At 64.6% G+C, this 22,105-nt stretch carries 31 protein-coding genes and 1 riboswitch; of the genes, 21 read left to right on the forward strand and 10 right to left on the reverse strand.

The window, feature by feature from the left end; translation table 11 throughout:
* The first annotated feature begins 28 nt into the window (after window positions 1-28).
* A riboswitch (TPP riboswitch) is annotated at window positions 29-156 on the forward strand.
* The 7 genes from WN73_RS02660 to WN73_RS02690 all read left to right on the forward strand — a co-directional run bounded on the left by WN73_RS02660 (window position 145) and on the right by WN73_RS02690 (window position 6,729).
* Window positions 145-1,155: an FAD-dependent oxidoreductase gene (locus tag WN73_RS02660; RefSeq protein WP_271551359.1), complete on the forward strand. Its 1,011-nt coding sequence runs from the start codon at window positions 145-147 to the stop codon at window positions 1,153-1,155. (Overlaps the previous riboswitch by 12 nt.)
* Window positions 1,156-1,162: 7 nt before the next feature.
* On the forward strand, window positions 1,163-1,360 hold the full coding sequence (thiS, locus tag WN73_RS02665; RefSeq protein WP_011089396.1) for a sulfur carrier protein ThiS: 198 nt from the start codon (window positions 1,163-1,165) through the stop codon (window positions 1,358-1,360).
* Window positions 1,361-1,512: 152 nt separating this feature from the next.
* Complete coding sequence (locus WN73_RS02670; protein ID WP_271551360.1) at window positions 1,513-2,295, forward strand: thiazole synthase; 783 nt, start codon at window positions 1,513-1,515, stop codon at window positions 2,293-2,295.
* Window positions 2,282-2,890 carry a thiamine phosphate synthase gene (locus WN73_RS02675; RefSeq protein ID WP_271551361.1) on the forward strand — a complete coding sequence of 203 codons (609 nt, stop codon included), beginning with the start codon at window positions 2,282-2,284 and terminating at the stop codon, window positions 2,888-2,890. The genes WN73_RS02670 and WN73_RS02675 overlap by 14 nt, the downstream gene beginning before the upstream one ends.
* Before the next feature lie 202 nt (window positions 2,891-3,092).
* A complete protein-coding gene (gene thiC, locus WN73_RS02680; protein ID WP_271551362.1) occupies window positions 3,093-4,991 on the forward strand; it encodes a phosphomethylpyrimidine synthase ThiC in 1,899 nt (632 codons plus the stop codon).
* A 179-nt stretch (window positions 4,992-5,170) separates the two neighbouring features.
* Window positions 5,171-6,136, forward strand: coding sequence for a DUF4917 family protein (locus tag WN73_RS02685; protein ID WP_060908639.1), 966 nt, complete (start codon window positions 5,171-5,173; stop codon window positions 6,134-6,136).
* Between the two features lie 53 nt (window positions 6,137-6,189).
* Window positions 6,190-6,729, forward strand: a complete 540-nt coding sequence (locus tag WN73_RS02690; protein WP_271551363.1) for a mismatch-specific DNA-glycosylase — start codon at window positions 6,190-6,192, stop codon at window positions 6,727-6,729.
* Between the two features lie 124 nt (window positions 6,730-6,853).
* On the opposite strand, the gene WN73_RS02695 is transcribed toward WN73_RS02690, so the two are convergent.
* The gene (locus tag WN73_RS02695; RefSeq protein WP_028176297.1) at window positions 6,854-7,582 is read right to left on the reverse strand and encodes an SDR family oxidoreductase; all 729 of its coding nucleotides are present in this window, start codon (window positions 7,580-7,582) and stop codon (window positions 6,854-6,856) included.
* A gap of 205 nt (window positions 7,583-7,787) precedes the next feature.
* On the opposite strand from WN73_RS02695, the gene WN73_RS02700 reads away from it, so the two are divergent.
* Together WN73_RS02700 and WN73_RS02705 are read left to right on the forward strand one after the other, a co-directional pair.
* Complete coding sequence (locus tag WN73_RS02700; RefSeq protein ID WP_271551364.1) at window positions 7,788-8,435, forward strand: glutathione S-transferase family protein; 648 nt, start codon at window positions 7,788-7,790, stop codon at window positions 8,433-8,435.
* 106 nt (window positions 8,436-8,541) lie between these two features.
* On the forward strand, window positions 8,542-9,237 hold the full coding sequence (locus WN73_RS02705) for a glutathione S-transferase family protein (RefSeq protein ID WP_271551365.1): 696 nt from the start codon (window positions 8,542-8,544) through the stop codon (window positions 9,235-9,237).
* Between the two features lie 94 nt (window positions 9,238-9,331).
* Here the strand turns inward: WN73_RS02705 and WN73_RS02710 are convergent, their stop codons facing one another.
* Entirely contained in the window at window positions 9,332-9,766 is a 435-nt protein-coding gene (locus WN73_RS02710; RefSeq protein WP_038966402.1) for a hypothetical protein, read from the reverse strand.
* 480 nt (window positions 9,767-10,246) lie between these two features.
* Here WN73_RS02710 and WN73_RS02715 point away from each other — a divergent pair, with 480 nt between their 5' ends.
* The 4 genes from WN73_RS02715 to WN73_RS02730 all read left to right on the forward strand — a co-directional run bounded on the left by WN73_RS02715 (window position 10,247) and on the right by WN73_RS02730 (window position 12,258).
* On the forward strand, window positions 10,247-10,630 hold the full coding sequence (locus tag WN73_RS02715; RefSeq protein ID WP_028176301.1) for a RidA family protein: 384 nt from the start codon (window positions 10,247-10,249) through the stop codon (window positions 10,628-10,630).
* Between the two features lie 143 nt (window positions 10,631-10,773).
* Window positions 10,774-11,034 carry a hypothetical protein gene (locus WN73_RS02720; RefSeq protein ID WP_271551366.1) on the forward strand — a complete coding sequence of 87 codons (261 nt, stop codon included), beginning with the start codon at window positions 10,774-10,776 and terminating at the stop codon, window positions 11,032-11,034.
* Between the two features lie 240 nt (window positions 11,035-11,274).
* Window positions 11,275-11,526 (forward strand): hypothetical protein, encoded by a 252-nt coding sequence (locus WN73_RS02725; protein ID WP_028176303.1) that lies wholly within the window; start codon window positions 11,275-11,277, stop codon window positions 11,524-11,526.
* 93 nt (window positions 11,527-11,619) lie between these two features.
* Window positions 11,620-12,258, forward strand: coding sequence for a hypothetical protein (locus tag WN73_RS02730; RefSeq protein ID WP_271551367.1), 639 nt, complete (start codon window positions 11,620-11,622; stop codon window positions 12,256-12,258).
* Window positions 12,259-12,387: 129 nt separating this feature from the next.
* Here WN73_RS02730 and WN73_RS02735 read toward each other — a convergent pair whose 3' ends face one another.
* On the reverse strand, window positions 12,388-12,873 hold the full coding sequence (locus WN73_RS02735) for a J domain-containing protein (RefSeq protein WP_161533648.1): 486 nt from the start codon (window positions 12,871-12,873) through the stop codon (window positions 12,388-12,390).
* Between the two features lie 111 nt (window positions 12,874-12,984).
* Between WN73_RS02735 and WN73_RS02740 the strand changes: the two genes are divergently transcribed.
* Together WN73_RS02740 and WN73_RS02745 are read left to right on the forward strand one after the other, a co-directional pair.
* Complete coding sequence (locus WN73_RS02740) at window positions 12,985-13,752, forward strand: SDR family NAD(P)-dependent oxidoreductase (RefSeq protein WP_011089411.1); 768 nt, start codon at window positions 12,985-12,987, stop codon at window positions 13,750-13,752.
* A 285-nt stretch (window positions 13,753-14,037) separates the two neighbouring features.
* A complete protein-coding gene (locus WN73_RS02745) occupies window positions 14,038-14,283 on the forward strand; it encodes a helix-turn-helix domain-containing protein (RefSeq protein ID WP_027547911.1) in 246 nt (81 codons plus the stop codon).
* A 26-nt stretch (window positions 14,284-14,309) separates the two neighbouring features.
* On the opposite strand, the gene WN73_RS02750 is transcribed toward WN73_RS02745, so the two are convergent.
* On the reverse strand, window positions 14,310-14,591 hold the full coding sequence (locus WN73_RS02750; RefSeq protein ID WP_039185831.1) for a hypothetical protein: 282 nt from the start codon (window positions 14,589-14,591) through the stop codon (window positions 14,310-14,312).
* 158 nt (window positions 14,592-14,749) lie between these two features.
* On the opposite strand from WN73_RS02750, the gene WN73_RS02755 reads away from it, so the two are divergent.
* On the forward strand, window positions 14,750-15,268 hold the full coding sequence (locus tag WN73_RS02755) for a collagen-like protein (protein ID WP_038966398.1): 519 nt from the start codon (window positions 14,750-14,752) through the stop codon (window positions 15,266-15,268).
* A 95-nt stretch (window positions 15,269-15,363) separates the two neighbouring features.
* On the opposite strand, the gene WN73_RS02760 is transcribed toward WN73_RS02755, so the two are convergent.
* Both WN73_RS02760 and WN73_RS02765 read right to left on the reverse strand, forming a co-directional pair.
* Window positions 15,364-15,585, reverse strand: coding sequence for a hypothetical protein (locus WN73_RS02760; RefSeq protein ID WP_028176308.1), 222 nt, complete (start codon window positions 15,583-15,585; stop codon window positions 15,364-15,366).
* 96 nt (window positions 15,586-15,681) lie between these two features.
* Entirely contained in the window at window positions 15,682-15,948 is a 267-nt protein-coding gene (locus tag WN73_RS02765) for a DUF2277 domain-containing protein (protein WP_028176309.1), read from the reverse strand.
* 125 nt (window positions 15,949-16,073) lie between these two features.
* Here WN73_RS02765 and WN73_RS02770 point away from each other — a divergent pair, with 125 nt between their 5' ends.
* The 3 genes from WN73_RS02770 (at window position 16,074) to WN73_RS02780 (ending at window position 18,342) form a co-directional block, all read left to right on the forward strand.
* On the forward strand, window positions 16,074-17,135 hold the full coding sequence (locus WN73_RS02770) for an alpha/beta fold hydrolase (RefSeq protein WP_161533644.1): 1,062 nt from the start codon (window positions 16,074-16,076) through the stop codon (window positions 17,133-17,135).
* A 174-nt stretch (window positions 17,136-17,309) separates the two neighbouring features.
* Complete coding sequence (locus WN73_RS02775; protein ID WP_271551368.1) at window positions 17,310-17,663, forward strand: hypothetical protein; 354 nt, start codon at window positions 17,310-17,312, stop codon at window positions 17,661-17,663.
* A 76-nt stretch (window positions 17,664-17,739) separates the two neighbouring features.
* Complete coding sequence (locus WN73_RS02780; RefSeq protein WP_161533643.1) at window positions 17,740-18,342, forward strand: pyridoxamine 5'-phosphate oxidase family protein; 603 nt, start codon at window positions 17,740-17,742, stop codon at window positions 18,340-18,342.
* Window positions 18,343-18,472: 130 nt separating this feature from the next.
* Here WN73_RS02780 and bfr read toward each other — a convergent pair whose 3' ends face one another.
* The 3 genes from bfr to WN73_RS02795 form a co-directional block, all read right to left on the reverse strand.
* Window positions 18,473-18,961, reverse strand: coding sequence for a bacterioferritin (gene bfr / locus WN73_RS02785; protein WP_011089420.1), 489 nt, complete (start codon window positions 18,959-18,961; stop codon window positions 18,473-18,475).
* A gap of 133 nt (window positions 18,962-19,094) precedes the next feature.
* The gene (locus tag WN73_RS02790; RefSeq protein WP_271551369.1) at window positions 19,095-19,358 is read right to left on the reverse strand and encodes a (2Fe-2S)-binding protein; all 264 of its coding nucleotides are present in this window, start codon (window positions 19,356-19,358) and stop codon (window positions 19,095-19,097) included.
* A 165-nt stretch (window positions 19,359-19,523) separates the two neighbouring features.
* Window positions 19,524-19,826 carry a hypothetical protein gene (locus WN73_RS02795; protein ID WP_028176313.1) on the reverse strand — a complete coding sequence of 101 codons (303 nt, stop codon included), beginning with the start codon at window positions 19,824-19,826 and terminating at the stop codon, window positions 19,524-19,526.
* A 134-nt stretch (window positions 19,827-19,960) separates the two neighbouring features.
* Between WN73_RS02795 and WN73_RS02800 the strand changes: the two genes are divergently transcribed.
* Entirely contained in the window at window positions 19,961-20,296 is a 336-nt protein-coding gene (locus tag WN73_RS02800; RefSeq protein WP_038966395.1) for a hypothetical protein, read from the forward strand.
* Window positions 20,297-20,507: 211 nt separating this feature from the next.
* Complete coding sequence (locus WN73_RS02805) at window positions 20,508-20,789, forward strand: hypothetical protein (RefSeq protein ID WP_011089423.1); 282 nt, start codon at window positions 20,508-20,510, stop codon at window positions 20,787-20,789.
* A gap of 83 nt (window positions 20,790-20,872) precedes the next feature.
* Here the strand turns inward: WN73_RS02805 and WN73_RS02810 are convergent, their stop codons facing one another.
* Window positions 20,873-22,099 (reverse strand): lytic murein transglycosylase, encoded by a 1,227-nt coding sequence (locus tag WN73_RS02810; RefSeq protein WP_271551370.1) that lies wholly within the window; start codon window positions 22,097-22,099, stop codon window positions 20,873-20,875.
* Window positions 22,100-22,105 lie beyond the last annotated feature (6 nt).

Consider the following 22,105-nt stretch of genomic DNA (forward strand, 5'->3'; position numbering starts at 1 on the left):
ACCACCCCGCCCCGCTGGCATACATTGGCACCGTTCCGAGGGGTGCTCCGAGGAGGAGCTGAGATACCGCTAAATGGGCAAATCCGCCCAGGACCGCGGTGACCCTTTGAACCTGATCCGGGTCATGCCGGCGAAGGGACAGGGATGTTACAGACGACCAAGCGAGCGGATTCCGCGGTATCCATCATCGGCGCAGGCATTGCGGGCGCCTGGCAGGCGCTGCTGTTCGCGCAGGCCGGCCACGCCGTGACCTTGCACGAGCGCGGCGACGCTGACATGACGGACTCCACCAGCCATTGGGCCGGGGGCATGCTGGCGCCCTGGTGCGAGGCCGAGGTTGCCGAACCCATCATCAGCCGGCTGGGCCAGCGCTCCCTCGACATCTGGCGGCGCGAGCTGCCCGACACGCCCTTCAACGGTTCCCTGGTCGTCGCCCATCCGCGCGAGCGCAACGATTTCGAACGCTTTGCCCGGATGACCGAAGAGCACCGCCGGCTCGATGCCGCCGGCCTTGCCGAGCTCGAGCCGTCGCTGGAAGGCCGCTTCCGCGACGCCCTGTTCTTCCCGACCGAGGGCCATGTCGAGCCGCGCCGCGTGCTGCCGAAGCTGCACGAACGCATCCGCGCCGCCGGCGGCACCATCAAGTTCTCCAGCGACGTCAGCGCCGCCGATCTCGACGGCATCGTGATCGACTGCCGCGGCCTGTCCGCGCGCGACGAGCAGCCTGACCTGCGCGGCGTCAAGGGCGAGATGATCCTGATCGAGACGAGCGAGGTGCAGCTGGCCCGCCCGGTGCGGCTGATCCATCCGCGCTGGCCGCTCTACGTGATCCCGCGCGAGGACAATCTGTTCATGCTGGGCGCGACCTCGATCGAGGCCGAGGACACCGGCGTCAGCGTTCGCTCGGCGCTGGAGCTGCTGGGTGCAGCCTATACCGTGCACCCGGCGTTCGGCGAGGCGCGCATCGTCGAGTTCGGCTCGGGCCTTCGCCCCGCTTTCCCCGACAATCTGCCGCGCATCGGCATTCGCGGCGGCAGGATCACCGTCAACGGTCTCTACCGCCACGGCTTCCTGATCGCGCCGGCGCTCGCCGAGCTGACGCTGCAATACGTCCAGCGCGGCCAGATCGACAACGAGGTGATGCAATGCGGGTGATCGTGCAATGCTTGTGATCATCAACGGTGAGCAGCGCGAGGTGGCTTCTGTCAGCGTGGACGCGCTGCTCTCCGAGCTCGACTACGAAGGCACCCATTTCGCGATCGCGCTGAACTACGACGTCGTGCCGAAAAGCCGCTGGGCCGAGACGAGCCTGAAGGCCGGCGACGAGATCGAGATCATCACGCCGCGGCAGGGAGGGTGAGGGGATGACCACACGCTCACTTCGCGAGGACGGCTGCATTGGCCCGTCATTCCGGGGCACGCGAAGCGTGAACCCGGAATCTCGCGCCACAACTTCGAGATTCCGGATCGGTCCGCGTTCGGCGGCCCGTCCGGAATGACGGGGAATTCGACATGGTGACCTTCTACGGCAAAACCTTCGCCTCGCGCCTCCTCATCGGCAGCGCGCTCTATCCCTCGCCGGCGATCATGCAAGGAGCGATCCGTGCCGCCGGCTCGAACATCGTCACGGTGTCGCTGCGGCGCGAATCCGCCGGCGGCAAGACCGGCGATGCGTTCTGGAATCTGATCCGCGAGCTCGACGTCACCGTGCTGCCGAACACCGCCGGCTGCCGCAGCGTGCGCGAGGCGGTGACGACCGCAAAGCTCGCGCGCGAACTGTTCGGCACAAGCTGGATCAAGCTGGAAGTGATCGCCGACAACGACACGCTCCAGCCCGACGTCGTCGGCCTGGTCGAAGCAGCAAGCCTCCTGATCAAGGACGGTTTTGAAGTGTTCCCCTATTGCACCGAGGATCTCTCGGTCGCCAACCGCCTGGTCGATGCCGGCTGCAAGGTGGTGATGCCGTGGGCCGCGCCGATCGGCAGCGCCAAGGGCATCACCAACCGCGATGCGCTGAAGCTCTTGCGCGACCGCCTTCCGGACATCACGCTGGTGGTCGACGCCGGCATCGGCGCGCCGAGCCACGCGGCGCAGGCGCTGGAGCTCGGCTATGACGCCGTGCTGCTCAACACCGCGATCGCCAAAGCCGCCGATCCCGTCGCCATGGCCAACGCCTTCCGCCTCGGTGTCGAGGCCGGCCGCACCGCCTTTGAGGCCGGGCTGATGAACGCCCGCGACTTCGCCTCCCCGTCCACCCCTGTCGTTGGGACCCCGTTCTGGCATGCCGTATCCTGATCGCTTCTATCCCGTCGTCGACAGCCTCGCCTGGGTCGAGCGCCTGACCAAGCTCGGCGTCGGCACCATTCAGCTGCGCGCGAAAGACCTGAACGACGCCGAAGCGCTGCAGATCGTCACCGACGCGCTCGCCATCACCGAGGGCACGCAGGTCAAGCTTGTGGTGAACGACTACTGGCGCGCCGCGATCGTCGCCGGCGCAAAGTATCTGCATCTCGGCCAGGAAGACCTCGCCGACGCCGACCTCAAGGCCATCCGCGAGGCCGGTCTGTCGCTCGGCATCTCCACCCACGACGACGCCGAGCTTGCGACCGCGCTCGCCGCCAGACCCGACTATGTCGCGCTGGGCCCGATTTTCTTCACCACCTTGAAGTCGATGCGCTTCGAGCCGCAGGGCATTCCGAAGATCACGGAATGGAAGAAGCGCATCGGCACCATACCGCTGGTCGCGATCGGCGGCATCAAGTTCGAGCACGCCGCGGAGATTTTTGCCGCGGGCGCCGATTCCATCGCCGTCGTCAGCGACGTCACGCAGAATACCGACCCCGACGCGCGGGTGCGGCAATGGCTCGGCCTACCTGCGGAGGCGGCGTGATGCGCCTCGCTCTCTCTACACACTCCGCCGTCATCGCCCGGCTTGACCGGGCGATCCAGTACGCCGCGGCCTCTCCGTTTCCCACTACGGCCTCTGGAATACTGGATCCCCGCTCCCGTGCGCAATTGCGCACTAGGCGGGGATGACAGCGGTAATTGTCTCTCGTGCAGCGATGCCAACGAACTGAATTAAGGAGGATCCCATGAACATCCGCTCCAATCCCGACAAGACCGTTCCCGCCGTCACCACCGGCCCGCTGCCGTCCTCGCGCAAGATCTTCGCGTCCCCGGACGCCGCGCCCGAGCTGCGCGTGCCCTTGCGCGAGATCATCCTGTCCGAAGGCGCCGGCGAGCCGAACCTGCCGGTGTACGACACCTCCGGCCCCTACACCGATCCGTCCGTGACCATCGACGTCAACGCCGGCCTTGCCCGGAGCCGCAAGCAATGGGTGCTGGAGCGCGGCGGCGTCGAGGAATATGAGGGCCGCCAGGTCAAGCCGGAGGACAACGGCAACCTCTCCACCGACAAGGCCGCGCGCGCGTTCAGCGCCTATCACAAGCCGCTGCGCGGCCTCGACGGCCACAAGATCACCCAGCTCGAATTCGCCCGCGCCGGCATCATCACCAAGGAGATGATCTACGTCGCCGCGCGCGAAAATCTCGGCCGCAAGGAGCAGCTCGAGCGCGCGGAAGCAGCGCTCGCCGACGGCGAGAGTTTTGGCGCGGAGGTCCCCGCCTTCATCACCCCGGAGTTCGTGCGCTCGGAGATCGCGCGCGGCCGCGCCATCATCCCCTGCAACATCAACCACTCCGAGCTCGAGCCGATGATCATCGGCCGCAACTTCCTGACCAAGATCAACGCCAATATCGGCAACTCGGCCGTGACCTCGTCGGTCGAGGAAGAGGTCGAGAAGATGGTGTGGGCGATCCGCTGGGGCGCCGACACCGTGATGGACCTCTCCACGGGGCGCAACATCCACACCACCCGCGAATGGATCCTGCGCAACGCGCCGGTGCCGATCGGCACCGTTCCCATTTACCAGGCGCTGGAGAAGTGCAACGGCGATCCGGTCAAGCTGACCTGGGAGCTCTACAAGGACACGCTGATCGAGCAGTGCGAGCAGGGCGTCGACTATTTCACCATCCACGCCGGCGTGCGCCTGTCCTACATCCACCTCACCGCCAACCGCGTCACCGGCATCGTCTCTAGAGGCGGCTCGATCATGGCGAAGTGGTGCCTGGCGCATCACAAGGAGAGCTTCCTCTATACGCATTTCGACGAGATCTGCGACCTCATGCGCAAGTATGACGTCTCGTTCTCGCTCGGCGACGGCCTGCGTCCGGGCTCGATCGCCGACGCAAACGATCGCGCCCAGTTTGCCGAACTCGAGACGCTCGGCGAGCTGACAAAAATCGCGTGGGACAAGGGCTGCCAGGTCATGATCGAAGGCCCCGGCCACGTGCCGATGCACAAGATCAAGATCAACATGGACAAGCAGCTCAAGGAATGCGGCGAGGCGCCGTTCTACACGCTTGGACCGCTGACCACCGACATCGCGCCGGGCTACGACCACATCACCTCAGGCATTGGCGCTGCCATGATCGGCTGGTTCGGCTGCGCCATGCTCTGCTACGTCACGCCGAAGGAGCATCTCGGCCTGCCCGACCGCAACGACGTCAAGGTGGGCGTCATCACCTACAAGATCGCGGCGCACGCCTCCGATCTCGCCAAGGGCCACCCGGCCGCACAACTGCGCGACGACGCCCTCTCCCGCGCCCGTTTCGACTTCCGCTGGAGCGACCAGTTCAACCTCGGCCTCGACCCTGATACCGCGAAAAACTTCCACGACGAGACCCTGCCGAAGGAAGCCCACAAGGTCGCCCATTTCTGCTCGATGTGCGGCCCGAAATTCTGCTCGATGAAGATCACGCAGGACGTGCGGGACTACGCGGCGACGCTGAACGATCCGAACTCGATCGGCATGTCGCTGAGCGGCACCGCCGAGGACGGCATGAAGCAGATGAGTGCGAAGTTCAAGGAGATGGGCAGCAGCGTGTATCTGGATGCGGAGAAGGTTAAGGAGAGCAATCGGGTGTTGTGAGCTCAAGCCTTTCCTTGGGCACCCCGCGAACATCAAAGCCGGGCATTCTGCCCGGCTTTTTGCTGAAAGAATGTTGTGATTGCCTCTCTAGCTACCTATAATTGTACTACATGATTGTTTCTCGCTGCAAGAACTCAGCTTTGACGCAATCCTTTCCATTTGAACTAGGATCGGCATCCATGACCATTCCATTTGACCAAGCCATTAAGGACTCAAATGCGAACCGATCGCTGCTGATTGGAAACGGCTTCTCGATTGCACAGGGCGGCGGAAAGTTTTCGTACGGCAATCTCTTGGACCAATCAAATCTTTCAGCCGGGGGCTCCATTAGGAACGTTTTCAACACGCTGAACACGGTTGACTTCGAATTGGTCATGGAAGCGCTAGAGAGCGCAGCAAAGATCGAGGAAGCCTACGGTGCAAACGATCGAGCCGCGACATTTACTACAGATGCTGTGTCAGTTCGCGAAGCACTGATCCACGCGGTAAGAGAGGTTCATCCCGCGATCTCTTTAGATATTCCACAAGAGCAGCGAGATCGTTGCGGTCAATTCCTTCGCAAATTCGGCAACGTCTTCACCATAAACTACGACCTACTGCTTTACTGGGTCATCCTGAGCGTCGGCGGCAAGATCTTTACCGACGGATTTGGATTGGGTGATGAAGTCGATGGTTTTCGCACCTTCAGTGAGGATGGGATATGCAACACCTATTATCTTCACGGAGCATTGCATCTTTTCCTCGGAGAGGAGCGCGATACACTGAAGCGCGTTGTAACAAGGGGCGCGATAATTGATGAGATTGCAGCAACGATAAGGCGACGAAATCAACTGCCACTCTTCGTGTCAGAGGGATCGTCGACCCAAAAAATGGCTCGAATAAACTCCGTGCCTTATCTTCGGTATTGCTACGACAAGCTTAGTGAGCTTACCGGAGACCTCTTCATTTATGGCCATTCGATCGCCGAGAACGACTACCATCTCTATGATGCTGTTTTTAGAAGCAGCATCGATGAGTTGTATATTTGCGTGTACAAACCCGACGAGAATTTGCAGGCGGTCAAGGAGAGAATTGCGCCGTTTAGCACGAGGAACGGCGATATAGAGATCACTTACGTAGACGCGAGTACAGCCCAAATCTGGTAGTCGGCGTCGATCCGGGTTCAGCCTGTTGTACCTCACAATCTACAGGGTTTGATTTGCCCACCACCCTCCATCGCCTCCCCGACCAGCTCCGCCCCAACCTCCGCCTCGTCTTCGTCGGCACCGCCGCCTCTACGCGCTCGGCCGAGCTCGGGCACTACTACGCCCATCCCGGCAACCGCTTCTGGCGCGCGATCCATGAGGCCGGCATCACGCCGCGGCGCTATCAGCCGGGCGAGTTCGCCGCGCTGATCGAACTCGGCATCGGCTTCACCGATCTCTCCAAGTCGGGCGCCGGGATGGATCACCAGATCGCGACGGAGACGATCGACGTGCCGGGGGTCAGGGCCAAGATCGAGAAGTATCGGCCGCGGACGATTGCTTTCACGAGCAAGAAGGCGGCGAGCTTGTTTTACGGCAGGCCGTCGAGCGGGATTTCGCTTGGGCGGCAGCCGCGCGATGGAAACTTGCCGGAGATTTTTGTGTTGCCGTCGCCGTCCGGTGCTGCGTCCGGGCATTGGACGCTGGAGCCGTGGCGAGAACTGGCCGCGTGGATTGCTGCGCTGGACGTTCAACACCCACAGACCTCGTCCTGAGGAGACCGCGAAGCGGTCGTCTCGAAGGATGGCCGCGGGCGAGATGGTGGGGCCTGCATGGTTCGAGACGGCGCTTCGCGCCTCCTCACCATGAGGAATGGACACCGTCACCCGCGCATGCGCCCTAAAGATCGAAATTGGTCGGCAGCATCACCACGTCTCGAATGGTCATGCCGCGCGGCCGCGTCAGCATGAACATCACGACCTCGGCCACGTCGCTGGCTTCCAGCAGGCTTCCCGAGTCCCTGGCTTCCTTCAGCTTCTCGGGCGGCCAGTCCGCGAGCAGCGCGCTGACGACCGGGCCGGGCGAGATCGAGCCCACGCGAATGCCATGCTTGAAGACCTGGCGCCGCACCGTCTGGACGAAGCAGTTGATCGCCCATTTGGACGACGCATAGACCGGCTCCCACGGCGTCGGAAAATGCGCCGCCAGCGAACTCGTGACGATGATGTCGCCGGTCCGGCGTTCGATCATGTGCGGTAGCACGTCGTGCACGTTTTTCATCACGACGTTGACATTCAGGTTCAGCATCCGGTCGATCGCCATGGTGTCGGCATCGACCAGATCGCCGCCGACATACGTGCCTGCGTTTGCATGCAGGATGTCGAGCTGGCCGGCCTTCTCCAAGACGCGCGGCAACAGCGTTGCGCAGTCTTCTGGATCGAGCAGGTCGACGACCAGCGGGATCACGGTGTCGCCGTGCTTGTTGCAGAGCGCCTTCAGCGCAGCCTCGTCGCGATCGACCATCACCACGCGCGCGCCCGCAGCCAGCATCGCCTCGGCACTCGCCAATCCGATGCCGGACGCGGCTCCGGTCACGGCGGCAACCTTGCCTTCCAATTCTCTCGCCATGGGGGCACCATCCTGCTGAGATTGGCAGTATAGCGATCCAAAGCGACCTGGCGAAGTGGATCACGTCGCAAAACGGTCAACGCGCGTAGGCAATGGGTTTCGCTTTGTTCTACCCATTCTACGCGCCAGAAAACGCGATAGGTTGTCGGAACCCACCCGGCCCGTTCGTCCTCTGGACAATACGCCACCACCCCGGAGACTCCCAATGCCCACCATCACCGCCTTCGAAAGCTCGCCCGACCGCGGCAGGGGACAGGCGCGCGACATGCGGGTTCGCTGGGCGCTGGAGGAAGTCGGCCAGCCCTACGACGTCCGCCTCGTCTCGTTCGCGGCGATGAAGCAACCGGCGCATCTTGCGCTGCATCCGTTCGGGCAGATCCCGACCTTCGAGGACGGCGATCTCGCGCTGTTTGAATCGGGCGCGATCGTGCTCCATCTCGCCGAGCGTTATGCCGGCCTGCTGCCGCTCGAGGTAAATGCGAGGGGCCGCGCGATTGCGTGGATGTTTGCCGCGCTGAGCACGCTGGAGCCGCCGATCGTCGAGCTCGGAATGGCGCTGCTGTTCGAACGCGACAAGAGCTGGTACGAGGCGCGCCTGCCCATGTTGCAGGATCGCGTCCGTACCAGGCTCGGCGAGTTGTCCCGTCGCCTCGGCGATGCCGACTGGCTCGACGGAGCGTTCAGCGCCGGCGATCTCATGATGGTGACGGTGCTGCGCCGGCTCAACACCTCCGGCCTGCTGGACGAATACCCTGACATCGCCGCGTACGTCGCCCGCGGCGAAGCCCGGCCGGCGTTCAGGCGTGCGTTCGAGGCGCAGTCGGCGGTGTTCACCGCCGCGTCGCGTTCGTAGGAGCGGCGCCCCACGCTCAACCGTCGTCCTGACGAATTCCGCCGGCCCATTGCGTCCGTCTCCCCGCCCCTGCATGCTGCCTCCGCCAACACGGAGGAGCCCGCTCATGCTGACGCTCTACTCCTACCCAAAACTGTTCGGCGTCGCGGACAACAACGGCTACGGCCTCAAGGTCTACGCCTTCCTGAAGCTCGCCGGCGTGCCGTTCGTGCACGAGCATGTCTTCGATGCCTCCGCCGCGCCGCGCGGGCAGCTGCCCTACATCGTCGACGACGGCGAGACCATCGGCGACAGCGAGACGATCATCGCGCATGCAATCGCGAAATATCGGCTGAGCATCGATGCCGGGCTTTCGCAGGACGCACGGAGGACCAATCACTTCGTCACCCGCATGCTGGACGATCTCTACTGGGTGATGTCGTACTCGCGCTGGAAGGACGAGCGCTACTATCCGGCGTTCCGCGACGCCTTCATCGCGCAGCATCCGCAGATCAATGCGGAAGGATTCGAGAAGGCGAAGGCGTACAATGCGCAGCGCTATCATTACCAGGGCATCGGCCGCTACACGCCGGAGCAGGCCTATGCGCGAGGCCTTGCGGACCTCGAGGTGCTGGCCGAGATCGTACCCGCCACGGGTTTCGTCCACGGCACAGCGCCGACCAGCGTCGATGCGGGCATCTACGGCTTCATCGCCAACATCTACTACTTTCCGATCCCGACGCCGCTGAAGGCGTTCGTCGATGCGCACACCAATCTCGTCGCGCATTGCGAGCGGATTCATGCGGCGGTCGGAAAATCGTAGGGTGGGCAAAGCGAAGCGTGCCCACCAACTCTTGCGTCCGAGCTGACACCGATGGTGGGCACGGCGCTTACGCGCCTTTGCCCACCCTACGCACCTACCGCATCGTGATCGCGAGCCCGCTGAGATCCGCGTTCGCCATCAGGCCGGTCTGGTAGCCCGACAGCTCCAGCACCGCGCCCTTCTGGTTGGTGAGCACGATGGCGCGGGCGCCGCGGCCGACGGCAAGGCCGGCGCCGGCGGCACCGTAGACGCCGGCGACGTCAGAGGGACGGTTGATGTTGGAGACGCGGCCGCGCAGCACGGTCTTGGAGCCGCCGAAGACGAGGCCGTAGTCGAGCCCGCCGGTGGAGAGCCCATAGGAGCGGCCGCGGAAGTTCAGGACGCCCGAGCCGCCAGAGCCGCCGATGATCCAGCCCGCCTTGTAGATCGTCAGCACCACGGTGCCGCCGTCGGCCAGCGCCGAGGTCGAGAGCCCGGCAAGCGCCGCGATGGCGACCAGCGCGGCGCGAAGGGTGGAAGCGATCTTCATGGGGCGTCTCCGGGGGCTATTTTTCAAGGGAGGGATCGAATCAGACGCAGCGAATCTATCCGATGGATCGCGGCGGGAACATGATGGGGTGGACGTGAGGCGCAAGGTGCAGCATCGCATTCAACTGTCATCGCCCGCGCAGGCGGGCGATCCAGTATTCCAGAGACGGCGGTGGCTGAACGGGGAAGCCGCGGCGTACTGGATGCCCCGGTCAAGCCGGGGCATGACGGCGGAGCTTGGTGCCGCAGGACGGGCAACTTCATGATGCCATTCTGCCCCTGTTTTGCCCGACGGAGCAAGCGATTGCTTCGGCGTTACCGAATTCAAAAAAGCCCAATGATTTCGGCGTAATCCCTACTGTGCATGGGGTTGTTTTCGCGGTTTTCGTTATTGCCCCCCTGCGCCGCCCCCTCATGGCGATTGCAAGTCCCCCGCATGTCGCTACGCTGACGGGCCCTGCACGACCCCCGAGGTGATCCCATGCCGATCCAGCATTTCGCGCCCCCGCCGCATGTGAAGGCACCGCCGCTGTCCTTTGCGACGCGCGTCGGCGATCTCCTGTTCGTCTCCGGCATTCCCGGCTTCGACGGCAATGGCGCGCTGCCCGACGGCTTCGAGGCGCAGTTCGCCAACGTCGCCATCAACATCAAGCGCGTGCTGGCCGAGGCCGGCGCAACCGTCCGCGATCTCGTCAAGGTCAGCGTGCTTCTGACGCGTGCCTCCGACGTCGCCGCCATGAACGCGCTCTATGCCGGTGCCTTCGGTCCGCCGCCCTATCCGGCACGCACCACCTGCGTGGTGCACGCGCTGCCCGATCCGCGGATGCTGATCGAGATCGAGGCGGTGGCGTCGCTTTCGAAGTGAGCAGTGTGACTTGCCGGGCACGCGGCCAAACCAAGTGCCCTGCATCGCCTGACATGTCCGTGAACGGCGGCTCCCCGGCTTGCAAAGGACCGGCTTTTACCGCACGAATTTTCGGGTCACACTTCCCCACAAGGAGATTTTTCATGCGTCGCGTTCTCGCCCTCTGTGCCGTTGCCGGCATCGCCACCTCCGTGTTCGCCGTGCCCGCATCCGCGGCGCCCGGGTATTACGTGATCCGCTGGGACAACACCGGCATCTGCCAGGTCTGGAACGAGGACCTGAAGTACAAGCCGTTCCAGTGGGGCGCCTCGACCTACAAGGTCGTCAGCAAGCCGTTCCCGACCTTCACGGCCGCCTCCGACCTCCAGATCAAGCTGCGCGGGGAGCGCCGCTGCACGCTCTGAGCCTGACGCGACAGACCGGATTTGCAGGGCGGATCGCGCGAGCGATCCGCCCTCTTCTTTGGGCGCGCGGCCCCACATTTTCCGGCCAAAATCCCGCATTTCCGGCGCACGCGCCTTGAACCTGATCAGCAGGCGGAACTACTCACATCTTGTCCGGGGCGCGCTCCCCCAAAGCGCCCCGCACCACCCCTCCCGTCATTGTCGGGAGGCGCATCACATCTTTCATTTGAGGAGCTGATCATGCGTCGTATTTCCGTGCTGTGCGCTGCCGCCGGTCTTGCCGTCACTGCCTTCGTCGCCGCGAGCCCCGCGGAGGCCAGCTATCACCTGATCCGCTGGCAGGACACCGGCTTCTGCCAGATCTGGGACGAAAGCATCCCGACCACGCCGTGGCCCTCCGACTACGCCCGCGTCAGCGCCACCGTGCCGACCTTCGTCGACGCACTCGCGCTGAAGGACCACGCGTTGAGAAACGGCCACTGCACCTGGTAAGATTCGATCGGCGGACGACAAGGGTCGGGCAAGGATGCGCTGCTAGCATCCTTGCCCGTTCGCGTTTCTACTCAGCTCCCGCGGGATCAATCGATGCGCACGCTCATCACGACGGCAGCGATCCTCGCTGCATCGCTCGCACTCGTCTCCACATCGCCGGCGCAGGCGCCGCAATCCTTCCGCGTGATCTCGCCGATCTTCGGCCAGCTCGTCAGCTTCGCGATGCCGTCGAACTTCGTCGCGGTGTTCGAGAACACCAAGGGCGGCCACTACATCCGCGAAGCCGTGCTGAAGGGCGAGACGCCGGAACGCTGGACGCAGATGATCACGGTCATCGGCGAGAAGGGCATGACGCTGACTCAAGGCGCCTCGCCCGAGGCACTCGCAGGCTCCATCGCCGGCGGCTTCAAATCGGCCTGCCCCGACAGCTTTGCGGCACAGCCGCTCGGCGCCACGAATTTCGGCCGCTTCGAGGGTTTTGTCGCGGTGATCGGCTGCGGTCGCGTCGACAGCGGCCCGACCCGCCACAGCGAGACCGCGCTGCTGGTCACGCTGAAGGGCACGACCGACTACTACACCATCCAATGGGCCGAACGCGGCCCCGAGAGCGACGAGCCGCCGGTCAATGACGAGCGCTGGCAAATCCGCCTGCGCGAACTCAGCCCGATCGAGCTCTGCCCGATCGTACCAGGGGAAGCTGCGCCCTATCCGAGTTGCGTGAGCAAGAGCTGAGATTAGAAGCAGCGCAGACGCCGTAGGGTGGGCAAAGCGAAGCGTGCCCACCATTCCATCCATCGCGAAGATGGTGGTCACGGCGCAAATGCGTCTTTGCCCACCCTACGAGATCTCGTCTGAGCGCTCTCACGCGTCCTTGTGCGCGCCGGGATGGATCAGGAGGTCGCGCGCGGCGGCGAGGTCGATGAAGGCTTCCGCGCTGCCGCCGCGGTCGGGATGCATGCCCTTGGCGGCGCGGCGATAGGCCTGGTTGATGTCCTCGCACGTGAGCTGCACCGCGAGCGGCAGGCCGAGCACCTTGCGGGCGCGATCCTCGCTCGAGAGTTTCTTCGGCGTCGCGTTGCGGCGGCCGAAGCGCGGCGCGGTCAGACCATGGACGACATCGAGGACCACGCCGAGGCGGCGCTGGGCCGCCAGCATGACGCTGCGATCGTCATTGTCCACAGCCTGGCGCAGCACCGGAAGCGCCTGCTCGGCGGCCTGTCGCAGCGTGACATCGGGGCTCATCCGCGCGATCTCGGCTATGAGCCGGCCCGCCTCGGCCCAATCGGCCGGCTCCGCCGACCGCAGGCGCTCGAGCGCCAATTTCCAGGATTCAAGCCGTTCCATCATGCGCGCAACGTTTAGCAATGAGAATCAGTATGCCAAGGCCGCCGTTTCCGACCCCTTAATTTCGAGTTAGCCTTTCATGAAATTTCGAAACGAATCCGGGAGGAAAATGTCATGGCATTGCTTGCAAACCACATCGCCGTCGTCACCGGCGCCGGTTCCGGCATCGGCCGGGCGATCGCGGCCGGCTACGCGCGCGAGGGCGCACAAGTGGTGCTGCTCGACGTCAACGCCGACACCGTCGCGGAAGGGGCGCAGGAGATCCGCAAGGCCGGCGGCAGGGCCGAGAGTTTCGCGCTCGACGTGACCCGGCGCGACGACTGCTTTGCGCTGGCCAAGCAGGTCGCCGACAAGGTCGGGCAGGTCTCGATCCTCGTCAACAATGCCGGCATCACCCGCCGCAACGCCTTCACCGCGGAGACGGAGACGGTGGCGAAGGACTGGAACGACATCATCTCGCTCAACCTCAACGGCGTCTTCAACATGACGCAGGCCTTCCTCGCTCCCTTGCGCGCAGCCAAGGGCCGCATCGTCAATATCGGCTCGATCCAGTCCTTCGTGCATCTGCGCACGCCGAGCTCGGCGGCCTACACCACCTCCAAGCACGGCGTACTCGGCTTCACCAAGGCGCTCGCGGCCGAGCTCGGCAAGGAAGGCGTGCGCGTCAACGCGATCGGGCCGGGCTTCATCGAGACCAACATCAACGCCAATGTGCGCGCCACCAATCCGGCGCTGGTGCAGGCCTTCGTCGATCACACCCCGCTGGCGCGCACCGGCAAGCCCGAGGACATCGTGGGTCCCGCGATCTTCCTTGCGTCGGATATGTCGGCCTACGTCACGGGAACGATCGTGATGGTGGACGGCGGATATCGGACGGTGTGAGGAGGACGCTTTCACCACCCGCTCAGTGTCATCGTCCGCCTTGTGCGCAATTGCGCACTGGGGCGGGGCATGACAGCGAATGTGCGGCGCAAGATACGTCCGCATCACCATGCATCTCGCGCCAATCGCGGCGGCTTCGCGGCAATCCCAAGGTCAATTGGTGCGATCGCCCGCGGTTAACCTTTCATTAACCAAACCCGCCCACCGTGGATTTACGGCTTGGGGGTCGTTTGTTCTCGATCCGCTTCCAAAGATGGAAGCGGGCGTTGGTCGGGAGGTGTATTGATGACCACTGTTCATGTCGCCGCGCCGCAGGGCGCAGAATTCCTTGCTCCAAACCAGATCGTTCCGCTGCTGATCGGTGCGACCGTCGACGAGGTCGAGCGCGAGCTCGTGCTCCAGACGCTCGCCCGCTGTGACGGCAATCGCACACGCGCCGCGCGCGTGCTCGGCCTGTCGGTACGCACGCTGCGCAACAAGATCAGGCTCTATGCCGCCTCCGGCATCGACGTGCCGGCCTATCAGGACTAACCAGCGCGTGGCCGCGCGGAGGTCGATCAGTCCGCCGGCGGCGCGCGGCGCGACGATGTGCTGCGAAACAGCCGACGCAGCTCCTGCTGCAGATACGCGCCGGCGAGAACCGCGAGCGCGATGATCGCGACCGCGGCCGCGATCAGCTCGATCGCGCGGAGAACGAAGGCCGTCATGACAGCCCATGACCCCTGCGGCTCTTCGGCGAAAGCAACCGGCACGATATCGGGCACCAACAGCTGGGCAAGGCCGAGCGCAGCGGCAAAAGTGACTGCAGACAAGCAGAACATTTTCCACGCTTCGCGCATCGGTCGCTCCTCGTGAGGTTGTGGCCGCGCGCCCTTCAGTGACACGCCGTCGCGTGCCGCCGGTTGATGTTGATCAATCGGGGGGCGATGCGCGGACAGAATTGCTGCTGTCGTCAAACGACGCTAAGTAGCTTGCTTCCGGTCAAGGGAGCAGTGGCGTGGCAGACGAACAGAAACGGCAGGGACCTCAGGGCCCGCGCGGGCGGCAAGGCGAGCCGGGACGGCCGGGACCGCAGGGACATCCGGGCCGGCGCGGCCCGGACGGCGCGCGCGGCAAGCCGGGACCGCAAGGCAAGCCGGGACCGATCGGAAAGGCTGGCCCCGCAGGCAAGCCCGGCCCGCAAGGCAAGCAGGGCGAGGCCGGTCCGCGTGGCGCTGCCGGGGCGCAGGGACCTGTCGGACCGCAAGGCCCAGTGGGTCCGCAGGGCCCGCGCGGCGAGGCCGGCCCGCCCGGCCAGTTGCCGTCGATCGAGCAGGTATTGCCCTGGCTCGAACAGCTCTTCGACGCCTGGGACGAGCGCCGCCGCCAGCGCGAGCGTGAAGCCGCCGAGCGCGAGGCGCTGGAGGCCGCCGTGCAGGAAACCGACGAGCCGATCGCCGGTGACGAGAGCGACGACGGCGAAGACGACGACCACAAGAAAAAGAAGAAAAAGAAGAAGCACGGCAACAGGGATTAGCAGCCCCGGCTCAGCAAGAGATCCGCTCACGATTCCGGGTCCCGGCTCTGCGGCGCACCGCTGAAGAAGCGCCGCGTCCGGGACACGAGCCCGGATCAGGAAGCCCTTGAGGAATCATCCTTACGTGGCAGCATGCCCATGCGCTCGAACTGCCAGCGCATGGCGCGATACCAGAGATAGCCGACCGCCGCGCCGCACAGCGCCAGGATGACGACGCTCGCGCTCGAGAACGAACCGCCCCACCACATCATCCACGCGGTCCACAGCAGCGTGAAGATGATGGCACCTGCTTTGAGCGGAAGAAGGGGGCGGGTCATGGTCGTGCTCCGGGTTGGCAAAACCCCGGCAGACATCATCGCAAGTCGAGGCGCCCCAAACCGTGAGCCAGATCACGGAACGGGACAGTGGATCCGCTAGCCAAAGCGCAGCCGCGAGCGCTCCTTGGCCCTTTCCGCCTCGACCTCGCGGTCGCGCGCCGGCGCATGGGTGTGCAGCGAGGTGAGGAGCTTTCGCGCCGCCTCCGAGACCTCGGCCACGGCGCGATCGAACGCCGCCTCGTTGGCCTGCGACGGCCTGTTGAAGCCCGACAATTTGCGCACGAACTGCAAGGCCGAGGCATGGATCTCGTCCTCCGTCGCCGGCGGCTCGAAGTTGAACAGCGTCTTGATGTTGCGGCACATGCAGTCTCTCCCGATGTTTTCCTCGAGGACGATCGGCGGAACCAAAATCCTACATCCTTCCGGAGAGTTTTGCTAAGATCCGCCGCAACGCGGCCGCCGGATACGAGCCGCATGGGGAGAGAAACATGAAGACTTCTTGCGCGGCGCTGTCGGCCATTCTGCTGTCCATCTCGGCGTCGGCGATGGCTGCCGATTATCCTGCACCGAAACAGGGCGACTGGATCGCCAGGGATTTCAAGTTCCACACCGGCGAGGTCATGCCGGAGTTGCGGCTGCATTACACCACCGTCGGCGAGCCGAGCGGGCAACCGGTGCTGGTGCTGCATGGCACCGGCGGCTCGGGCGCAAGCATGCTGACGCCAGGCTTTGCCGGCGAGCTGTTCGGCGCGGGCCAGTCGCTCGACGCCGCCAAATACTACATCATCATTCCCGACGGCATCGGCCATGGCAAATCGTCAAAACCGTCCGACGGCATGAAGACCGGCTTTCCGAAATACGACTACGACGACATGGTCGAGGCGCAGTACCGCCTCGTGACGGAAGGACTCGGCGTCAAGCATCTGCGGCTCGTCATCGGCAATTCGATGGGCGGCATGCACACCTGGCTGTGGGGCGAGAAATATCCGAAGGCGATGGACGCGCTGATCCCGATGGCCTCGCAACCGACCGAGATGGCATCGCGCAACTGGATGCTGCGGCGGATCATGCTCGACACCATCCGCAACGACCCCGACTACAATGGCGGCAACTACTCCAGCCAGCCGCGCATGATGAAATACGCCGTCACCGCCTACGGCATCGCGAGCATCGGCGGAACGCTGGCCTATCAATCGCAGGCGCCGACGGCGGCCAAGGCCGACAAGATCGTCGACGAGCGGCTCGCGACGCCGATCACGGCCGATGCCAACGACTTCGTCTACCAGTGGGAGTCCTCGCACGACTACAATGCCGGGGAGAAGCTGGAGCAGATCGAAGCCTCGTTGCTCCTGATCAACTCCGCCGACGACGAGCGTAACCCGCCGGAGACCGGCCTCACGGACGCGGCGATGAAGCAGGTCAAGAACGGCCGCCTGTATCTGATCCCCGCCAGCACCGAAACGCGCGGTCACGGCACCACCGGCAATGCAAAGTTCTACAGCGAGCAGGTCAGGCAATTGCTGCAAACCGCGCCGCAACGGACGATGTAGAATCGGCGGGCCGCACGTCCTCATATCGCAATGCATCATGTGCGGCGCCTCTCGCGCCGCATATTATTTGAGCATGCAATGCGCTGACAGCTCGGGCTTAATCGCGTCAGCGACACGAATCGAGGCGCGGAGCGATCGCGCGCCATTGGCACGACACGCGATGAGGAGGATCGCATGCGCAGGCTCGCACTGTGCGTTTGGCTGGCTGCGATGACGGCGCTGACGAGCGCGGCGCTTGCGTTCGACAACGGGCAATATGATCACGTCCCGCCCGACATCCGCGCTTGGTTCAAGAGCGTGATCGCGCCGAACGGCGTGCCCTGCTGCGACATCTCCGACGGTCATCGCACGGACTATGACGTGCGCAACGGCGCCTATTGGGTACCGATCGAGGGACAGTGGATGGCAGTGCCCGAACGCGCCATCATCCGCGACCGCGGCAACCCGGTCGGCCAGGCCGTGGTGTGGTACGTCCACCATCGCGGCACCATCATCATCAGCTGCTTCGTGCCCGCCGATGCAGTGTAGCGCGTCGTAATGGATTTCATTGGCTGGGGCGGCCCGATCGGGTAGCTTGCCCCCAAGCTGATGCGGAGACACGCCGTTGACCGATCTTTGCGCCGAAGACCTCGCCACCATCTATGCCAAGCCGAGCCCGCGCGTGATAGCAAAGGCACGTCCCGCGATCGATGCGCATGCGAAGAAATTCATCGAGATGTCGCCGTTCTGCGTGCTCGCGACGTCAGGCGCGGACGGCAGCGTCGACGCCTCGCCGCGCGGCGGCGGCATCGGCTTCGTCCACGTCGCCGGCCCCAACCAGCTGCTGATGCCCGACCGCTCCGGCAACAACCGGATCGACAGTTTTCGCAACGTCGTCGAGGGCTCGGGCTTCGTGCATCTGTTGTTCTTCGTCCCCGGCATCGACGAGACGCTGCGCGTCGGCGGGCGCGGCACGCTCTCGGCCGATCCGGATCTGCTCGCCGCGATGGTGGAGTTCGGCAAGCCACCGCGCGCGGTGCTGAACGTCGCGGTCAGCGAAGTCTATTTCCACTGCGGCAAGGCGCTGATGCGCTCGAAGCTGTGGTCGCCGGAGAAGGTGCAGCGCTCGGTGATGCCGAGCATCGTCGAAGTCATTCACGACCAGACGGGCCTGGGCGAACCGGAGAGTCAGGAGATCGTGGAAGAGCGCTACAAGCAGCAGCTGTAGGCGCGCTTTCGTTCCGCAAACAGATCGTCATGCCCGGGCTTGACCCGGTCATCCACGTCTTCATTGCGCGCAGCACGGGGATGGCCGGGTCAAGCCCGGCCATGACGAATGGAGAGAGCGGGGGCTGAGCTTAATGCCCCTCGCCCTCGAGCCCGCCGACGTGCTTCTGGGTGTAGAGCTCGAGGCCGATGCGGCCGATCAGGTCGAGCTGGGTTTCGAGGAAGTCGATGTGGTGCTCCTCGTCGCTCATCAGCTTCTCGAACAGGTCGCGCGTGACGTAGTCCTTGACGCCGTGGCAGTAGGTCGCCGCTTCCTGGTAGAGCGCCCGCGCGCTCATCTCGGCGGCGAGATCGCACTCGATGATCTCCTTGACGTTCTGGCCGATGCGCAGGGGATCGAGCACCTGCATGTTCGGGAAGCCGTCGAAGAACAGGATGCGCGCGGTGAGCTTGTCGGCGTGCTCCATCTCCTCGATGGATTCCTTGCGCCAGACCTTGGCCATGTCCAGCAGGCCCCAATTGTCGAGGAAGCGGTAGTGCAGCCAGTACTGGTTGATCGCAGTCAGCTCGTGACGCAGTGCCTTGTTGAGGTAGTCGATGACTTTTGCGTCGCCCTGCATGGTTCACTCCAGCTCTTGCAGTCCAACTCGATCCTAAACCGAATTTAGAACGCTTCTAAATGAGTTTACGGAAGGGGGCAACCGGCTACGGGGACGCAGCGGGGGAAAAGCTCAGCCGACAGCGCGGAAGATTTCAGCAGGCCGCGAGCGCGAACTGGGCGGACTCGGCCGTCTCGTCATTGGCGGCCACGGTGTGGCTGTGCGGGCAGCCGGACTTGGCGCACGGGCCAAGCGCTTCATCGATGATGGTCTTGATCGTCCGCGCGCAGCGGCCGCATTCGGCGCTACAGCCGAGGCAGCCATAGACCTGCTTGGCATGGCGCACGGCGTCGTCGGACTCGGCCACAGCGGCGCGGATGTCGTCATCGCTCAGCACGTTACAGGAACAAACGATCATGGAAGCGGCAGGCCCTTCGGTGATGCGCCATCATCGATATTTAACGGGCCAGCCGGATGCAAAGGGAAAAACCGGTATTTGAAGCTATTCCAAACTGACCCGGAAACAGCCTAGAACGGCTCTAAAATAGGGTGTTGCGCTGGATCAAGATGGTGGCGGCCGGATCTAGTCGCCGCCACCGCCTCCCCCACCGTCGCCGCCGCCTCCGCAATCCCCGCCGCTGCTGCCGCTATCGCTGCTGGAACAGCTGCCGGTGTCGGTCGAGTTCCCCGAGCTGTCGCTGGAGAACCAGCTTCCCAGCGAGAAGCCGTCGCTGGTCCCCGAATAGCTGTCGCCGCCGCCATCGCTGCCGGCCCCTGCGCGGGAGCGGCGTTGGCCGCGATTCTGGAGGTGGGTGATCCAGCCGTAGCCGATGGCGAAGACGATCCCGGCAGCAATCAATGCATTGATCATCGCGTTGCCCATCATCGCCTCCCTGGCGGAGCTGCGGTCCACACCAATTCGTCGCACCCGGCCAAGGTGCCGTTCATTGATCATTCAAACGAAGTATGGAACTTTACCCCCCAAAGAGTTCCCGCGTGTTTGTGCGAAAGGTCAAGCCAATGAAGAAGTCGCTCCTGGCAGTCGCTGCCCTCACCGCTGTGGCCCTGACGGCCGGGACGCCGGCCCATGCGCAGCGCGGCGTCGCTGCCGGCGTGGCGGCTGGGATCATCGGCGGCGCCATTGTCGGCGGCGCGCTCGCTTCCCCGTATTATTACGGACCCGGACCGGGCTACGCGTATGGTCCGGGTTATGGCCCTGGTTACTACCCGCCCCGCTACTACGCGCCGGGCCCGGGTTATGCCGCCGACGACTATTACGGCGGCTGCGTCTGGCAGAGGCAGCGCTTCTGGGACGGCTATGGCTGGCGCGTCCGCCGCGTCAGGGTCTGTGGCTGAGGCGCCAAAAGCCGGTTCACGACGGATGCGCCGTTCATCTCGGAGCCCGAAAAAGACCGCTTTTTCTCGTCACAGCTCTGTGTGCGTTTACCGTGGATTGACCATTTGCGCGCTTCCTAGCTGCAAGGCTAATTCCATCAGAGTGTGCGTGAACCTTTGAACCCCGGGCGCCTCTAACAAGGGGAACCCATCTCCCAGGAGAGCCAAGAGCATGAAGAAGACTTTAGTTGCCGCCCTCACGGTTGCGACGGTCGCCGGTTCGCTGGTGACCGCTGCTCCGTCCGCAAAGGCCCATGACGGCGTCGGCGCGGGCATCGCGGCCGGCCTGATCGGCGGCGCCATCGTCGGCGGCGCGATCGCCTCGAGCCGTCCGGCCTATGGCGGCCCCGTCTACGTCGCCGAGCCCCCGCCGCCCGCGCCCTGCTACTGGCAGCGTCAGCGTTACTGGGACGGTTACGGCTGGGTCATCCGCCCGGTTCGCGTCTGCTACTGATCTGATCGCCATGGCGCTCGTGAGCGCCGCGATCGAAGCCCGGCCGAGACCATCGGCCGGGCTTTTTCTTTTGGTCCCGCGCGCTATCGCGCCGCCTCGATCGAGCGCAGCACCTCTTCGCTCGGCCAGCAATCGACCTTCAGGCCCGCCGACTTTTGATAAGCACCGAGCGCTGCGCGCGTCTGCATGCCGGCCTTGCCGTCGATCTTGTCCTTGTAGAGCCCGACGCGCGTGAGCCCGCGCTGCATGGTCTCGACGTCCCTGGTGCGCAATTGCTTCGAGGCCGACCACGGCGTTGCGAAGGGCAACGGGCTCGTCATGCGGTCGCTGAGATGACCGACGAACAGCACGTAGAGGTCGGAGAAATTGTATTCCTTGATGACGAAGTAGTTCTTCGTGGTCAGGAACGACGGGCCGTAGATTCCTTCCGGCTGCAGCAACGAGGCCGGCTGCGCCTGCTCCGCGGCGCTGAGCTTTTGTCCACGCACCGGCACGAAGCCTTCGCGCAGCCATTGGCTGATCGGCTTCGTCACCTCCGGCACCCCGGTGGTGCAATCGACCTTCGCCGGCGCCTGCACCTCGTAGGCCCAGCGCACTCCGCTCTGCCACCCCTTGTTGACGAGCTGCTGGGCGGCGGAGGCGAGCGCATCCGGCACCGAGTGCCAGATGTCGATGCGGCCGTCGCGGTCGAAGTCGACGCCGTGCTTGTAATATTCGGACGGCAGGAATTGCGTGAGCCCGGTGGCGCCGGCCCAGGACGAGCGCATGTCCTTGCGCGTCACCACGCCCTCGCCCAGGATCTTCAGCGAGAGGATGAACTCGTTGCGATAGGTGTCCTTGCGGCGCCCGACATAGGCCTGCGTCGCCAGCACGCGGACCAAATCATACGGCAGCGTGTAGCGGCCGTAGTCGGTCTCGCGGCCCCAGATCGCGAGCATGACGGTCGCCGGCACGCCGGAGCTCTTCTCGATCTCGGTCAGCGCGGGACGATATTTTTGCAGGAGCCGCTGCCCCTCGGCGGCAAGGCGCGCGATCGAGGCGTCCCTGACGTAGTCGGCCGGCACCTGCACGAACTCGGCCTGCGACGGCGCGCCGGTCGCCGGCCGGCCCGGCAGGATCAGATCCGGCAGCTTGTAATCCGGCTCGAGCCCGCGCGTCTCTTGCTCGAACGTCGCGCGCGACACGCCGGCCGCCTGCGCCTCCGGCCAGAGCGAGGCGATGAACTGCGTGAAGGCGGCGTCGGCGGCGCGGGCGGACGACCAGCCACAGGTGACAACGATCACCGCAGCGATGAGCGCCCGCCGCATCATGCCGCC

Origin of the sequence: Bradyrhizobium sp. CCBAU 45394, from assembly GCF_028128655.1 — a bacterium.
Taxonomy (GTDB): Bacteria; Pseudomonadota; Alphaproteobacteria; order Rhizobiales; family Xanthobacteraceae; genus Bradyrhizobium; species Bradyrhizobium diazoefficiens.

Bases quoted from the DNA above. Each gene is read 5' to 3' on its own strand.
- WN73_RS02750 (WP_039185831.1), bottom strand. From the start codon at position 14,591: ATGCGCGAAGCGTGGAAAATGTTCTGCTTGTCTGCAGTCACTTTTGCC.
- WN73_RS02735 (WP_161533648.1), bottom strand. From the start codon at position 12,873: ATGATGGAACGGCTTGAATCCTGGAAATTGGCGCTCGAGCGCCTGCGG.
- thiC (WP_271551362.1), top strand. From the start codon at position 3,093: ATGAACATCCGCTCCAATCCCGACAAGACCGTTCCCGCCGTCACCACC.
- WN73_RS02775 (WP_271551368.1), top strand. From the start codon at position 17,310: ATGCGCAGGCTCGCACTGTGCGTTTGGCTGGCTGCGATGACGGCGCTG.
- WN73_RS02660 (WP_271551359.1), top strand. From the start codon at position 145: ATGTTACAGACGACCAAGCGAGCGGATTCCGCGGTATCCATCATCGGC.
- WN73_RS02765 (WP_028176309.1), bottom strand. From the start codon at position 15,948: ATGTGCCGCAACATCAAGACGCTGTTCAACTTCGAGCCGCCGGCGACG.
- WN73_RS02800 (WP_038966395.1), top strand. From the start codon at position 19,961: ATGAAGAAGTCGCTCCTGGCAGTCGCTGCCCTCACCGCTGTGGCCCTG.
- WN73_RS02670 (WP_271551360.1), top strand. From the start codon at position 1,513: ATGGTGACCTTCTACGGCAAAACCTTCGCCTCGCGCCTCCTCATCGGC.
- bfr (WP_011089420.1), bottom strand. From the start codon at position 18,961: ATGCAGGGCGACGCAAAAGTCATCGACTACCTCAACAAGGCACTGCGT.
- WN73_RS02795 (WP_028176313.1), bottom strand. From the start codon at position 19,826: ATGATGGGCAACGCGATGATCAATGCATTGATTGCTGCCGGGATCGTC.
- WN73_RS02685 (WP_060908639.1), top strand. From the start codon at position 5,171: ATGACCATTCCATTTGACCAAGCCATTAAGGACTCAAATGCGAACCGA.
- WN73_RS02720 (WP_271551366.1), top strand. From the start codon at position 10,774: ATGCGTCGCGTTCTCGCCCTCTGTGCCGTTGCCGGCATCGCCACCTCC.
- WN73_RS02770 (WP_161533644.1), top strand. From the start codon at position 16,074: ATGAAGACTTCTTGCGCGGCGCTGTCGGCCATTCTGCTGTCCATCTCG.
- WN73_RS02675 (WP_271551361.1), top strand. From the start codon at position 2,282: ATGCCGTATCCTGATCGCTTCTATCCCGTCGTCGACAGCCTCGCCTGG.
- WN73_RS02700 (WP_271551364.1), top strand. From the start codon at position 7,788: ATGCCCACCATCACCGCCTTCGAAAGCTCGCCCGACCGCGGCAGGGGA.
- WN73_RS02745 (WP_027547911.1), top strand. From the start codon at position 14,038: ATGACCACTGTTCATGTCGCCGCGCCGCAGGGCGCAGAATTCCTTGCT.
- WN73_RS02715 (WP_028176301.1), top strand. From the start codon at position 10,247: ATGCCGATCCAGCATTTCGCGCCCCCGCCGCATGTGAAGGCACCGCCG.
- WN73_RS02805 (WP_011089423.1), top strand. From the start codon at position 20,508: ATGAAGAAGACTTTAGTTGCCGCCCTCACGGTTGCGACGGTCGCCGGT.
- WN73_RS02705 (WP_271551365.1), top strand. From the start codon at position 8,542: ATGCTGACGCTCTACTCCTACCCAAAACTGTTCGGCGTCGCGGACAAC.
- WN73_RS02730 (WP_271551367.1), top strand. From the start codon at position 11,620: ATGCGCACGCTCATCACGACGGCAGCGATCCTCGCTGCATCGCTCGCA.
- WN73_RS02725 (WP_028176303.1), top strand. From the start codon at position 11,275: ATGCGTCGTATTTCCGTGCTGTGCGCTGCCGCCGGTCTTGCCGTCACT.
- thiS (WP_011089396.1), top strand. From the start codon at position 1,163: ATGCTTGTGATCATCAACGGTGAGCAGCGCGAGGTGGCTTCTGTCAGC.
- WN73_RS02790 (WP_271551369.1), bottom strand. From the start codon at position 19,358: ATGATCGTTTGTTCCTGTAACGTGCTGAGCGATGACGACATCCGCGCC.
- WN73_RS02695 (WP_028176297.1), bottom strand. From the start codon at position 7,582: ATGGCGAGAGAATTGGAAGGCAAGGTTGCCGCCGTGACCGGAGCCGCG.
- WN73_RS02810 (WP_271551370.1), bottom strand. From the start codon at position 22,099: ATGATGCGGCGGGCGCTCATCGCTGCGGTGATCGTTGTCACCTGTGGC.
- WN73_RS02710 (WP_038966402.1), bottom strand. From the start codon at position 9,766: ATGAAGATCGCTTCCACCCTTCGCGCCGCGCTGGTCGCCATCGCGGCG.
- WN73_RS02760 (WP_028176308.1), bottom strand. From the start codon at position 15,585: ATGACCCGCCCCCTTCTTCCGCTCAAAGCAGGTGCCATCATCTTCACG.
- WN73_RS02740 (WP_011089411.1), top strand. From the start codon at position 12,985: ATGGCATTGCTTGCAAACCACATCGCCGTCGTCACCGGCGCCGGTTCC.